Origin of the sequence: Metabacillus lacus (assembly GCF_009674805.1) — a bacterium.
In the GTDB taxonomy this organism is placed as follows: domain Bacteria; phylum Bacillota; class Bacilli; order Bacillales; family Bacillaceae; genus Metabacillus_C; species Metabacillus_C lacus.
On record NZ_WKKI01000070.1, the window covers coordinates 1 to 13,201 of the forward strand.

The 13,201-nt window shown below is 43.2% G+C and carries 11 protein-coding genes; 9 read left to right on the plus strand and 2 right to left on the minus strand.

The features are described from left to right. Window positions 1-263: 263 nt before the first annotated feature. From lonB to yihA, 3 genes are all read left to right on the plus strand, one after another. Window positions 264-1,943, plus strand: a complete 1,680-nt coding sequence (lonB, locus tag GJU40_RS19220) for an ATP-dependent protease LonB (protein WP_154309673.1) — start codon at window positions 264-266, stop codon at window positions 1,941-1,943. A 301-nt stretch (window positions 1,944-2,244) separates the two neighbouring features. After that, window positions 2,245-4,569 carry an endopeptidase La gene (lon, locus tag GJU40_RS19225; RefSeq protein ID WP_154309674.1) on the plus strand — a complete coding sequence of 775 codons (2,325 nt, stop codon included), beginning with the start codon at window positions 2,245-2,247 and terminating at the stop codon, window positions 4,567-4,569. Further along, window positions 4,566-5,156: a ribosome biogenesis GTP-binding protein YihA/YsxC gene (gene yihA, locus GJU40_RS19230; protein WP_154309675.1), complete on the plus strand. Its 591-nt coding sequence runs from the start codon at window positions 4,566-4,568 to the stop codon at window positions 5,154-5,156. Before lon ends, yihA begins: the two co-directional genes overlap by 4 nt. A gap of 70 nt (window positions 5,157-5,226) precedes the next feature. Here the strand turns inward: yihA and GJU40_RS19235 are convergent, their stop codons facing one another. Together GJU40_RS19235 and GJU40_RS19240 are read right to left on the minus strand one after the other, a co-directional pair. Further along, window positions 5,227-5,778 carry a DUF2179 domain-containing protein gene (locus GJU40_RS19235; RefSeq protein ID WP_154309676.1) on the minus strand — a complete coding sequence of 184 codons (552 nt, stop codon included), beginning with the start codon at window positions 5,776-5,778 and terminating at the stop codon, window positions 5,227-5,229. Window positions 5,779-5,875: 97 nt separating this feature from the next. Continuing rightward, on the minus strand, window positions 5,876-6,361 hold the full coding sequence (locus GJU40_RS19240; RefSeq protein WP_154309677.1) for a LiaI-LiaF-like domain-containing protein: 486 nt from the start codon (window positions 6,359-6,361) through the stop codon (window positions 5,876-5,878). Window positions 6,362-6,564: 203 nt separating this feature from the next. On the opposite strand from GJU40_RS19240, the gene hemA reads away from it, so the two are divergent. The 6 genes from hemA to hemL are packed head-to-tail and all read left to right on the plus strand — an operon-like array spanning window position 6,565 to window position 12,802. Further along, window positions 6,565-7,923, plus strand: coding sequence for a glutamyl-tRNA reductase (gene hemA, locus GJU40_RS19245; protein WP_154309678.1), 1,359 nt, complete (start codon window positions 6,565-6,567; stop codon window positions 7,921-7,923). A 16-nt stretch (window positions 7,924-7,939) separates the two neighbouring features. Next, a complete protein-coding gene (locus GJU40_RS19250) occupies window positions 7,940-8,770 on the plus strand; it encodes a cytochrome C assembly family protein (RefSeq protein WP_154309679.1) in 831 nt (276 codons plus the stop codon). A gap of 27 nt (window positions 8,771-8,797) precedes the next feature. Continuing rightward, window positions 8,798-9,727 carry a hydroxymethylbilane synthase gene (hemC, locus tag GJU40_RS19255; RefSeq protein ID WP_154309680.1) on the plus strand — a complete coding sequence of 310 codons (930 nt, stop codon included), beginning with the start codon at window positions 8,798-8,800 and terminating at the stop codon, window positions 9,725-9,727. Continuing rightward, on the plus strand, window positions 9,727-10,512 hold the full coding sequence (locus GJU40_RS19260; RefSeq protein ID WP_154309681.1) for a uroporphyrinogen-III synthase: 786 nt from the start codon (window positions 9,727-9,729) through the stop codon (window positions 10,510-10,512). Before hemC ends, GJU40_RS19260 begins: the two co-directional genes overlap by 1 nt. Continuing rightward, complete coding sequence (hemB, locus tag GJU40_RS19265) at window positions 10,509-11,492, plus strand: porphobilinogen synthase (RefSeq protein ID WP_154309682.1); 984 nt, start codon at window positions 10,509-10,511, stop codon at window positions 11,490-11,492. Before GJU40_RS19260 ends, hemB begins: the two co-directional genes overlap by 4 nt. 17 nt (window positions 11,493-11,509) lie before the next feature. Next, a complete protein-coding gene (gene hemL, locus GJU40_RS19270; RefSeq protein ID WP_154309683.1) occupies window positions 11,510-12,802 on the plus strand; it encodes a glutamate-1-semialdehyde 2,1-aminomutase in 1,293 nt (430 codons plus the stop codon). The last annotated feature ends 399 nt before the right edge of the window (window positions 12,803-13,201 follow it).

Genomic DNA, 13,201 nt, shown 5'->3' on the forward strand with positions numbered 1-13,201 from the left:
AATTGAACCGCCGTATACCGAACGGTACGTACGGTGGTGTGAGAGGTCGGGGGTTAGTCACCCCCTCCTACTCGATTATGAGCGGGTCAACTGCTGGGGCAGACGAAGGTAATGAATTTTACGATTGCCAATAAAAACTAAATGCCGCCGCCAACGTTTATTCCAACTCATCCTCGGAGATACTACCTATCATCAGACATTGCTTCATTGAACAGTCATGACAGCAAATTTACATACACACTATGTAGCGGGAGGGACCTCCAATGAGTTGGACCAGCATAGCTTTATTTATTCAATTATTCTTTGGCATTATCATCGGGCTTTATTTCTGGAACCTGTTAAAAAGCCAGAGAACCCAAAAAGTTTCAATAGATCGTGAGTCAAAGAAAGAAATGGAACAGCTTCGCAAGATGAGAGCTATTAAGCTTTCGGAGCCTTTAGCCGAAAGGGTAAGACCTAGATCCTTTTCAGATATAGTCGGCCAGGAGGATGGAATTAAAGCTTTAAAAGCAGCACTGTGCGGACCTAATCCGCAGCATGTGATTGTTTACGGTCCTCCCGGTGTGGGCAAAACAGCTGCCGCCAGGCTGGTACTTGAGGAAGCAAAGAAAGTTAGTAAGTCTCCATTTAAGGAAAGTGCGGTCTTCATCGAACTGGATGCAACAACAGCAAGATTTGATGAAAGAGGAATAGCGGATCCGCTGATCGGGTCTGTTCATGATCCTATTTATCAAGGAGCCGGCGCAATGGGGCAGGCAGGTATTCCCCAGCCAAAGCAGGGCGCTGTCACACATGCGCATGGCGGTGTTCTGTTTATAGATGAAATTGGAGAGCTTCATCCTATACAAATGAACAAACTTCTAAAAGTGTTGGAAGACAGAAAAGTGTTTTTGGAAAGTGCATATTATAATGAAGAAAATACTTCAATACCGAATCATATTCATGATATATTTCAAAACGGGCTTCCTGCAGACTTCAGATTAATTGGAGCCACAACCAGAACGCCGAACGAGATTCCGCCTGCCATCAGATCCAGATGTGTGGAAGTCTTCTTTAGAGATCTGGAGCAGGAAGAGCTGGAAATCGTGGCGTCCAAAGCTGTGAAAAAGTTGAATATGGAAGCCGGCAGTGAGGCATTGCAGATATTGACTAATTACGTGAGAAACGGACGGGAAGTTGTCAATATGATGCAAATTGCTGCAGGGATGGCCATTACAGAAGAACGTCAGGAAGTGAAGGTTGGAGATATTGAATGGGTGATTCAATCAAGCCAGCTTACTCCAAGATATGAGAGAAAAGTGCTGCCTGAACCAAAAGTAGGTCTGGTAAACGGCCTGGCTGTTTTTGGCCCTAACTCAGGAGCATTATTGGAAATAGAAGTCACCGTCATTGCTGCACAAAAGGAAAAAGGAACAATCAATATCACTGGCATCGTCGAAGAAGAAAGCATCGGTGATAAAGGAAAATCTATCAGAAGAAAAAGCATGGCAAAAGGGTCGATTGAAAATGTTATGACTGTTTTAAGGTCTATGGGGATTTGTGCTTCAGATTATGATATTCACGTTAACTTTCCCGGAGGCGTTCCCATTGACGGCCCTTCTGCAGGAATCGCAATGGCAACAGGCATTTTTTCAGCCATTCACAGAATTCCGATCAGCAATAAAGTAGCAATGACTGGTGAAATCAGCATTCATGGAAATGTAAAACCAATTGGCGGTGTGATACCTAAGATTAAAGCAGCCAAGCTGGCAGGTGCTGAAACAGTGATTATACCGGAGGAAAATCTTCAGTCAATTATGAGCGAGATTGATGGAATCAACATCATTCCAGTCACTCATTTGCAGGAAGTGTTTGATCTTGCACTGGTCAATCCTCCATCAGAATCAAAAGAAAATCTGAATATAAGCTCACCGCTTCCTTTTATCAATCAGGAATCTGTGTAAGGGGCCTTTCCTGGGCCCTTTTTATATTGGCTTTCTGCAGAGTGCCGCTGAAAATACTTGCTTGCCGGAGCTCTTTGGACCTGTGTTTTGTGATGAATTGGCGGAAAACAGCCTACTTCAAGAAGACGATGCATAAGATAAATAAACTGCCGCATTTACTTTTTCAAAGGGAGTGTAACGGGTATACTACCTACATGACGGTAAATTAGACAGTGTGATAAGAATAGGATAGAATTGTACAAGGACAAAAACCCGGTATGCAACAATTGTTCAAACTAAAAGTCGCGGAGGTGCACGTCTTATGGCAAATTCAGAAGAATTGATTGTTCCCCTCCTTCCATTAAGAGGTCTGTTAGTTTATCCTACGATGGTCCTTCATTTGGATGTGGGCAGGGATAAATCTGTTCAGGCACTCGAGAAAGCAATGATGGATGATCAGATGATTTTTTTATCTACTCAAAAAGAAATATCTATAGATGAACCGGCAAGGGAAGATATTTACGATATTGGAACTCTGACAAGAATCAAGCAAATGCTCAAGCTTCCAAACGGAACCATTCGAGTGCTGGTGGAGGGAATTAACAGAGCGGAAATTCAGGATTTTCGCGAGCATGAAGATCATACAACGGTAAAGCTTTCAGTGATTGAGGAGCGGGAACTGAAGGATATTGAAGATGAAGCTTTAATGAGAACAATGCTTGAATACTTCGAGCAGTACATAAAGCTTTCCAAAAAGATATCCTCTGAAACGTATGCGACAGTATCAGATATAAGCGAGCCTGGAAGAATGGCGGATATCATTGCTTCTCATCTGCCTATCAAGCTGAAAGAAAAACAGGAAATTCTTGAAACCATCGAGGTAAAAGAGCGCATTAACCATGTAATTTCAATCATTCATAATGAGAGAGAAGTGCTTCAGCTCGAAAAGAAAATCGGGCAGAGAGTAAAAAAATCAATGGAGCGGACGCAAAAGGAATACTATCTTCGTGAACAAATGAAAGCAATCCAGAAAGAGCTCGGTGATAAGGAAGGCAAGACCGGCGAAGTTTCTTCACTTACGGAAAAAATTGAAGAAGCTAATATGCCTGAACACGTGAAAGCAACGGCGTTAAAGGAACTGGAGCGCTATGAAAAAGTGCCTTCCAGTTCTGCTGAAAGCGCAGTTATCAGAAATTACATTGAGTGGCTTGTTTCCCTTCCATGGAGCAATGCAACAGAAGACCGCATAGATGTTAACATTGCGGAAGATGTTCTGAATGAAGAGCATTATGGTCTTGAAAAGGTGAAGGAGCGCGTCCTTGAGTATCTTGCAGTTCAGCAGCTGACAAATTCTTTAAAAGGGCCAATCCTTTGTTTGGCAGGACCTCCAGGAGTCGGGAAAACATCGCTTGCCAAATCTGTGGCAAAATCCCTTAACCGAAATTTCGTCAGAATTTCGCTGGGCGGTGTAAGAGATGAGTCTGAAATTCGCGGACACCGGAGAACTTATGTGGGTGCTATGCCGGGCAGAATTATACAGGGCATGAAAAAAGCTGGAACGATTAATCCGGTATTTTTGCTGGATGAGATTGATAAAATGTCCAGTGATTTCAGGGGCGATCCATCTTCGGCCATGCTGGAAGTGCTGGATCCCGAACAAAACCATAATTTCAGCGATCATTATATAGAGGAAACCTATGATCTTTCCAAGGTGATGTTTATCGCTACGGCAAATAACCTTGCGACCATACCTGGGCCATTGCGTGACAGAATGGAAATTATCACAATTGCAGGTTACACGGAAGTGGAAAAAATCCATATCGCCAAAGACCACTTACTTCCCAGACAAATGGATGAGCACGGTTTGAAAAAAGCACATCTTCAATTAAAGGAAGAGGCAGTGCAAAGCATCATTCGCTACCATACGAGGGAAGCAGGCGTCAGGGGACTGGAAAGGCAGCTTGCTGCCATCTGCCGTAAAGCAGCAAAGATGATTGTGACCAATGACAGAAAGAAAATTGTCATCACAAATAAAAACCTTCATGAATTTCTTGGAAAAGAAAAGTTCCGATACGGGCAGGCAGAGCTGGAAGATCAGGTTGGGGTAGCTACCGGCCTTGCTTATACCACAGTTGGCGGCGATACTTTATCAATAGAAGTATCTCTGTCTCCGGGTAAAGGAAAGCTGATATTAACAGGTAAACTGGGAGACGTGATGAAAGAGTCTGCACAGGCGGCGTTCAGCTATATCCGCTCAAGGGCAGAAGAATTGAACATTGATCCTGATTTTCATGAAAAGAACGATATTCATATTCATGTTCCGGAAGGTGCTGTCCCTAAAGATGGCCCATCCGCAGGCATCACAATGGCAACCGCGCTGATTTCTGCATTAACAGGGCGTACTGTCCGTAAAGAAGTCGGCATGACAGGAGAAATCACCTTAAGAGGCAGAGTCCTGCCAATTGGAGGGTTTAAGGAAAAAACATTAAGTGCCCATAGAGCCGGTTTAAAGAAAGTCATTCTTCCTAAAGATAACGAACGGGATATTGATGACATACCTGAAAGTGTCCGAAATGACCTGACCTTTATTCCTGTCTCTCATTTAGACGAAGTGTTATTACATGCATTGACAGGAGAGAAACAATGAAAGTAACGAGTTCTGAAATCGTAATAAGTGCAGTAAAACCAGAGCAATATCCACAGGGAGATTTGCCTGAAATTGCGCTGGCAGGAAGATCGAATGTAGGAAAATCTTCCTTTATCAATAAATTGCTTAACCGAAAAAATTTAGCACGCATTTCCTCCAAGCCTGGAAAGACGCAAACTCTAAATTTTTATATCATCAATGAAGTTTTGCACTTTGTAGACGTTCCCGGTTACGGTTATGCCAAAGTGTCTAAAACTGAACGGGCAGCCTGGGGAAAAATGATAGAGCAATATATGATCAATAGAGAGCAGCTCAAGGCTGTTGTTCTGATTGTGGATCTTAGACATTCCCCTTCAAATGATGATGTGATGATGTATAATTTTCTTAAGCATTACGGCATTCCGGTGATTATCATTGCTACAAAAGCAGATAAAATCCCAAAAGGTAAATGGGAGAAGCATTTAAAAGTAGTAAGAGATACGCTGGACATGGACAAATCAGATCATCTCATTCTGTTTTCCTCAGAAACAGGATTAGGGAAAGATAAGGCCTGGGCAGCCATCTCTTTATTGACAAAGCATAAATAAAAAAACCTGCCTGTAAAAAGGCAGGCCGGACGAACAAAACTCCTTTCAGGAAATCCTGAAAGGAGTTTTATTATTTCTCAACTGTTTGATTTTTACTGGATGCAGCTGTCCGATTTTTCATTGCCTTTGTCAGATAACCGCCTTTAAATGACCGGATTTCATAGGAAGAAAGAAACGCTTTAGGAGCAATTGACTCTATGATATCCAGCAGTTCAGCTTCGCGGGACCGCTTGGCAACCACATCGAGCCTGTAGCGCTCTGAATTCATTCCTTCACCTACAAAAACAGTTACGCCGAAACCGGCAGCTCTCAATGCATTGACAAGCTCCTCGCTTCTGTCCAGAAGGCTTACGTTATATGTAATATAGCCTATAGCCAGTTTTCTCTCCAGCTTTCCTCCAAGAAGCAGCCCGATGCCAAAACCGAGAACATAAGCTCCAATATTCCAAAAGTTTGTTAAATCCTGAAATACGTTTCCTACACTGAATATATAGATTGTTGCTTCCAGAAGTCCCACACCGGCTGCAGCCTTAGATTGGTTTTTTACCAGAAGAATCGTTCTCATGGTTAGGACTGGAACAAAAATAATCTGCAGGAAAAAAATCAAAAGTGCCTGAAACATAACATTATCCTTTCACGGCAGAGGTACATGCCTTTTAGAGTCCGCAATACGTGCATCTAATTCCCTGATTTTTAAAGCATTAAACCTGAATGTATATTTACCTTCTTTTTAAGAATAATAAGTAAAAACCAGTAATAATCAGGGGGATCGGCCAATATTTCTCAACAGCTGCCAACTGAGGACTGATGGATACAAGCCAGTTTACAATACCTGTGAAAAAGTAGAGAAACGTACCAAGCAGTACCAGCAGCATGCCATTTTGATAGCCTGATTTTTGTTTTGCCCCCGCAGCGAGAAGGCTGACTCCTGAAATCAGAAGAAGAGCAGCGGGAAAAGAAGGAAGCCAGCTCACTTTGCCAAGCAGCAAAAAATAGCCGCCAAAACCTGTCAAAAGCAGCCCTGGCAGTAAAAAAGCTGTATCCTTGTCTCTAAAGGAATGAAATAGGAATGCACCGCCGATAATCATGATAAAAACCTGCCAGGAGTGCTGATTTTCAAACAGCTGAAGCTCCATATTTTGTATCAGGAAATAAATGCCGGTGCCTGTCAATGCAAACGCGGAAAATGCTGAAGCTCTTCTCATAGGAAACACCTCTATATAAGTTGGTTAACTTGATGAAACAGGCTTTTTCTGGTATTGTACATGTTGGGTATTTTGATTGATTTTAAGCACTTATTTTATCTTACCATAGACTTTCATGATCTGTTCACATTTACTAAATATCACATATGTGACAGGTGGTATAATAATAGTATTGATTACAGAAATAGGGGGGTAACAAACAAATGCATATCCTCGTAGTCGGAGTAAACCATAGAACCGCCCCTGTCGAAATTCGTGAGAAGTTAAGTTTTAATGGAGACGACATCGGTGGAGCGATGACAGCGCTGAAGCATCAGAAAAGCATTTTGGAAAATATCATTGTTTCCACATGTAACAGGACTGAGATATATGCTGTTGTTGATCAGCTTCACACGGGCCGCTATTATACGAAAGCCTTTTTAGCAGATTGGTTCGGCATTGAAAAAGAGGACTTTTCTCCATTCCTAACCTTCTATGAAAATGATGGAGCGGTTGAGCATTTGTTCCGTGTAGCATGCGGACTTGATTCAATGATTTTGGGAGAAACACAAATACTTGGGCAGATTCGTTCCAGCTTTTTGCTGGCTCAGGAAGAAGAGACAATTGGGACTGTTTTTAATCACCTGTTCAAGCAGGCTGTTACGGTCGCTAAAAAAGGTCATTCCGAGACAGATATAGGAGCCAATGCAGTGTCAGTCAGCTATGCAGCTGTTGAACTGGCCAAAAAGATTTTTGGAGACTTGTCTTCAAGGGAAGTATTGATACTAGGCGCCGGTAAAATGGGAGAGCTTGCTGTTCAAAATCTCCACGGAAGCGGTGCTCAAAAAGTAACGGTATTGAACCGGACAGTTGAAAAAGCACAAAACCTTGCCTCGAAATTTAATGGTACTGCAAGAGGCATGAATGAACTGCAATGCGCTCTGGTGAATGCTGATATCTTAATCAGCTCTACAGGTGCAAATGAATACGTAGTAACAAAAGAACTGATGGAGAGTGTTTCTAAACTCCGAAAAGGGCGGCCTTTGTTCATGGTGGACATTGCAGTGCCGCGTGACCTGGATCCGGAGCTGAGCACGCTTGACAGTGTATTTTTGTACGATATAGATGATCTTGAAGATATTGTTGAGGCAAATCTTCAAGAAAGAAAAGCTGCAGCAGCAGAGATTGAACTTATGATAGAAGCTGAAATAGTGTCTTTTAAAGACTGGCTGAATATGCTCGGGGTAGTTCCAGTTATATCCGCACTGAGACAAAAAGCGCTCAGCATTCAGGCTGATACAATGGAGAGCATTGAAAGAAAGATGCCTAACCTTTCTGAACGCGAAAAGAAAGTGCTTAACAAACACACGAAAAGCATTATTAATCAGCTGCTTCGTGATCCTATCCTGAAAGTCAAGGAAATGGCCGGGGAACCTGATGCTTCCGATTCTCTCGCGTTATTTATTGATATCTTCTCTATAGAAGAAGAGGTTGAGAGACAGAAGAGCTCAGAACAAATGAAGAGAGCAGGAGAGAAGGAAGCGAAAGCAGCAATCCAGCCGATCATTTCTCTTCAGTCATAAGGGAGGAGGATACCTTATGATTGAGATGACATTAGGCAGGTTAAATGAGTTTACGATTATCCTTTATGCACTATGTGTGCTGCTTTATTTCATAGATTTTCTTCACAACAACCGGAAGGCAAACCGTGCAGCCTTCTGGTTGCTTTCTATTGTTTGGGTTTCACAAACAATTTTTTTGTTTTATGAGATGTTTGTCCTTGATCGTTTTCCGGTACTGAGCATAGGAGACGGTTTATACTTTTATACTTGGATTCTTGTTACCCTGTCACTTGTTCTAAACCGTTTTTTGCGGGTTGATTTTATTGTCTTTTTTACAAATGTTCTGGGTTTCATCATGCTGTCCATTCATACTTTTGCGCCTTCCAGGCATTACACGCCGGAAATAAGCGGGCAGCTCATTTCTGAGCTTCTGCTGATTCATATTACGATTGCAATTTTATCCTATGGAGCATTCTCGCTCTCATTCGTTTTTTCTTTGTTATACTTGATTCAATATAATTTATTAAAGAAAAAAAAGTGGGGAAAAAGGCTTCTTAGAATAGGCGATTTGGCTAAACTGGATCATATGGCATACATCCTGACAGTTATTGGCGTCCCTATGCTCCTGCTTGGTTTAATACTGGGCATTATTTGGGCGTATCTCACAGAGCCGAATTTTCACTGGTATGACCCAAAGGTTCTTGGCTCCTTCGGCATTCTCTTTGCCTATGGCTGGTATTTTTACAGCCGTATCGTGAAGGGCATGCAGGGGAAATCCATTGCCTTCTTAAACATTATCTGCTTTTTAACGGTGTTGGTGAATTTCTTCTTGCTGGGAAATTTATCCCGTTTTCATTTGTTTTCATAACACAACCTGTAATTTGGGAGGATTTTTATGCGGAAAATAGTAGTTGGCTCCAGACGAAGCAAGCTTGCACTTACACAAACCAACTGGGTGATAGATCAGTTGAAGGAGCTGGGGCTTCCTTTCCAGTTTGAAGTCAAGGAAATTGTCACTAAAGGGGATAAAATTCTTGATGTAACACTTTCAAAAGTTGGGGGAAAAGGTTTGTTTGTGAAAGAGATAGAACAGGCCATGTATGATGGGGAAATAGACATGGCTGTTCATAGCATGAAGGACATGCCGTCTTTATTGCCAGACGGCCTTGTCATTGGCTCTGTGCCGTACAGAGAGGACCACAGAGATGCCTTGATTTCAAAAGAAAAGCTTTCCCTTCAGCAGCTGCCGGCTGGTTCAGTTATCGGCACGAGCAGCCTTCGAAGAAGCTCGCAAATATTGGCGGAACGTCCTGATCTCACTATTAAATGGATACGGGGCAATATCGACAGCCGCCTTGCAAAGCTTGAGAATGGTGAATATGATGCGATTATTCTGGCTGCAGCCGGACTGTCTCGAATGGGCTGGAGCAAGGAAGTCGTGACGGAATATTTAGAGCCGGAAGTGTGTCTGCCAGCAGTGGGGCAGGGAGCTCTTGCAATTGAATGCCGGGAAAATGACACGGAGCTGCTGGAGCTGCTGGCAAGGTTCACAGATCGGAACACAGATTTAACTGTAAAAGCAGAAAGAACATTTCTGCACAAAATGGAGGGCGGCTGCCAGGTGCCTATTGCTGGATATGCGACAATAGAAAATGAGATAATAGAATTAACAGGGCTGGTAGGATCTCCGGACGGCAAAGTGATTTATAAAGAAACTGTTAAAGGAATTGACCCGCACGCTGTCGGTGAAGAGCTCTCTGAAATGCTGATTGAGCAGGGGGCAAAGGATTTGATTGCTTCGGTGAAAGAAGGGCTGGATCAGTAATGCAGCAGCAGCCGTTAAAAGGAAAAACGGTGCTGGTAACCAGAGAGCAAAGCCAAGCGGGAGCTTTGACAGAGTTAATAGAAAAAGCCGGCGGCGCTGCGGTCGCAGCGCCGCTTATTTATTTTCAGGGTATTATCAGCAGGGAAGTTTTGATGCTGATAAAAGAAGCGGCTTCATATGATTGGATAGTTCTCACAAGCATCAATGGTGTCCGCTTTTTTCAGGAATTGCTTAAGAAAGCGAGCGTGCCTGCAGAAGCACTGTCATGCGTTAAATTTGCAGCAGTAGGAAATAAGACCAAAGCAGCTCTTGAGAAAGCAGGCATCCAAGCAGATCTGGTTCCGAAAAAATTTGTTGCCGAAGAACTCGCGAAAAGCCTGATTGCCCATGCGGGGGAAGGAAGCAGGGTGCTGATTATTAGAGGAAGTCTTTCGAGATCTGTACTTCTTACTGAGCTGTCTCATGCAGGCATGAGCGCGAAAGAACTGACAATTTACAGAACCGTACATAATGAGGCTGCGGAAGAGCAAATTGGTGAATTGGTGTCTGATAAAAAACTGGATATCGCAACATTTACCAGTTCTTCCACAGTAAACAGCTTTATGGAGATCATTCATAAGCTCGGACTGCAGTCAGAACTGAATTCTATATGTTTTGCAGCGATTGGTCCAGTGACAGGCAAAACTCTTAAAAAATACGGGCTAACCTGCATTCAGCCCAATGAATATACAATGGAAGCAATGGTCAAGGAGATCATTAAAGCGGTTTCAAAGGAGGAAATATGATGAATGGACATTATAATCGCCACCGCCGCTTGAGGGTAAGCGGAAATATGAGAGCGATGGTGAGAGAAACGCATCTCCATCCAGAAGATTTTATTTATCCCATCTTTGTTCTGGAGGGTCAAAACAAGAAGTATCCTGTTGCATCCATGCCGGGGGTTTATCAGGTATCTCTCGATTATTTGAATGAAGAAATTCAGGAAGCTGTTGATCTGGGCATCAAATCTGTCATCGTGTTCGGTGTTCCTGCTGAAAAAGATGAAGTCGGATCACAGGCCTATTGTGATACCGGGATTGTTCAGCGCGCTCTTTCACAGTTAAAAGAAGCGTTTCCAGATACTGTGCTGATCGCTGATACTTGCCTCTGTCAGTACACCGATCATGGCCACTGCGGCATTGTGAAGGAAGGAAAAGTACTGAATGATCCAACTCTGCAGCTTCTGGCAGCAACAGCCGTCAGCCAGGCGAAAGCAGGCGCTGACATTATCGCTCCATCCAATATGATGGACGGATTTGTCGCAGCAATCAGGAGTGCTCTCGACGAAGCAGGCTTTGAGGATGTGCCTGTGATGTCTTACGCGGTGAAATATTCCAGCGCCTATTATGGTCCATTCAGGGATGCTGCACATAGTTCACCTCAATTCGGAGATAGAAAAACCTATCAAATGGATCCGGCCAACAGGCTGGAGGCTTTGCGGGAAGCAGAATCAGATACAGCAGAGGGTGCTGATTTCCTGATTATTAAACCTGCACTGGCTTATTTGGATATCATTCGTGATGTGAAAAATCAGCATAACCTGCCCCTCGTAGCCTATAATGTCAGCGGAGAATATTCAATGATTAAGGCAGCTGCTGAGAATGGCTGGATAGATGAGAGGGCAATCGTCCTGGAAATGCTGACAGGCATGAAACGCGCAGGAGCCGATTTAATCATTACGTATTTTGCAAAAGATGCAGCAAGATGGCTTAAAGACAATGAATAGAAAGAGGGTATAGCTATATGTCTCGCAGTTATGATAAATCAAGAAGTGCTTATCAGGAAGCGCTGAAGCTCATGCCGGGCGGAGTCAACAGTCCTGTTCGTGCATTCAAGTCTGTCCAGATGGATCCTATTTTTATGGAACAGGGAAAAGGCTCCAAGATATATGATATTGACGGCAATGAATATATTGACTATGTACTGTCATGGGGACCTCTGATTCATGGCCATTCAAATGACAGAGTGGTAGAATCCCTGAAAAAAGTCGTAGAGTCAGGAACAAGCTTTGGTGCGCCAACTGTGCTGGAAAACAAGCTGGCCAAGCTTGTTATTGACAGAGTTCCTTCTATCGAAGTAGTCAGAATGGTAAGCTCGGGTACTGAAGCCACGATGAGTGCTTTGCGGCTTGCAAGAGGCTATACAGGACGCAATAAAATTGTAAAGTTTGAAGGCTGCTATCACGGGCATGGTGATTCACTGTTGATTAAGGCAGGATCAGGGGTTGCAACTTTAGGTCTGCCTGACAGTCCTGGTGTCCCGGAAGGCATTGCAAAAAATACAATTACTGTTCCTTATAATGATCTTGAAAGCATTTCTTACGCATTTCAGCAGTTCGGAGAAGATATTGCTGGTGTGATTGTTGAACCAGTAGCTGGAAATATGGGGGTTGTGCCGCCTCAGCCAGGCTTCCTTGAAGGTCTCCGCAGCATAACGGAAGAGTACGGAGCATTGTTAATTTTTGATGAAGTCATGACAGGCTTCAGGGTGGATTATCAATGTGCTCAGGGCTACTTTGGAGTTACGCCGGATTTGACATGCCTGGGCAAAGTGATTGGAGGCGGACTGCCGGTGGGTGCTTACGGCGGCAGGGCTGAAATAATGGAAAGAGTGGCACCAAGCGGTCCGATCTATCAGGCCGGTACGTTATCAGGGAATCCTCTTGCCATGACAGCCGGATATGAAACGCTGATTCAGCTGACTCCGGAAACATATCAGGAGTTCGGGCGAAAAGCAGACATGCTTCAAGAAGGTCTTGCTAAAGCAGCTGAAAAATATGATATTCCCCACAGCCAGAACAGAGCTGGATCTATGGTTGGTTTTTTCTTTACTGATGAAGAAGTCACAAATTATGAACAAGCAAAGAGCTCCAATCTCGATTTCTTTGCTGCTTACTACAGGGAAATGGCCAACGAAGGAGTATTTCTTCCTCCGTCTCAGTTTGAAGGGCTTTTCTTATCCACAGCTCACAGTGATGAAGATATTACAAAAACTGTGGAAGCAGTAGAAAAAGCATTTTCCAAGCTTAGAGTGTAACAGCATTACCCTGTTTCCTTCATACCCGCTGATGGTGAATGTATCAGCAGCTGCGTGCTTAAATTGATTAGAACATAAGAGGAGCTCGGAATGTCCTTATTCCGAGCTCCTATTTGAATTGTTCTAAGAAGAGGTGATAAACTCTCTTTACCATAATTCAGACCGGTTAGTGTACTCTCATTGTTCAGCTGCTTCAGTTTAGGGAGACGCCTTTTCAAGCCACTATACTTAATTAAACGGAGAAACTCCACTATCATTGCATATGTATCCACAGGCCAAAAGATCAATTTAATTACCCTCTATTAATTGAAATTATAGGGGGATTTTTTATGGACGAATGCAAAAAAATCTCCTAAACTAGAAGCTAAACCCACGTTATCCGTGACTTCTAATAAAGGA

Excerpts from the sequence above, each read along its gene's own strand:
- GJU40_RS19260 (WP_154309681.1), top strand. The coding sequence starts at position 9,727 with ATGCAGCAGCAGCCGTTAAAAGGAAAAACGGTGCTGGTAACCAGAGAG.
- GJU40_RS19235 (WP_154309676.1), bottom strand. The coding sequence starts at position 5,778 with ATGTTTCAGGCACTTTTGATTTTTTTCCTGCAGATTATTTTTGTTCCA.
- GJU40_RS19250 (WP_154309679.1), top strand. The coding sequence starts at position 7,940 with ATGATTGAGATGACATTAGGCAGGTTAAATGAGTTTACGATTATCCTT.
- lonB (WP_154309673.1), top strand. The coding sequence starts at position 264 with ATGAGTTGGACCAGCATAGCTTTATTTATTCAATTATTCTTTGGCATT.
- hemC (WP_154309680.1), top strand. The coding sequence starts at position 8,798 with ATGCGGAAAATAGTAGTTGGCTCCAGACGAAGCAAGCTTGCACTTACA.
- hemL (WP_154309683.1), top strand. The coding sequence starts at position 11,510 with ATGTCTCGCAGTTATGATAAATCAAGAAGTGCTTATCAGGAAGCGCTG.
- hemB (WP_154309682.1), top strand. The coding sequence starts at position 10,509 with ATGATGAATGGACATTATAATCGCCACCGCCGCTTGAGGGTAAGCGGA.
- hemA (WP_154309678.1), top strand. The coding sequence starts at position 6,565 with ATGCATATCCTCGTAGTCGGAGTAAACCATAGAACCGCCCCTGTCGAA.
- lon (WP_154309674.1), top strand. The coding sequence starts at position 2,245 with ATGGCAAATTCAGAAGAATTGATTGTTCCCCTCCTTCCATTAAGAGGT.
- yihA (WP_154309675.1), top strand. The coding sequence starts at position 4,566 with ATGAAAGTAACGAGTTCTGAAATCGTAATAAGTGCAGTAAAACCAGAG.
- GJU40_RS19240 (WP_154309677.1), bottom strand. The coding sequence starts at position 6,361 with ATGAGAAGAGCTTCAGCATTTTCCGCGTTTGCATTGACAGGCACCGGC.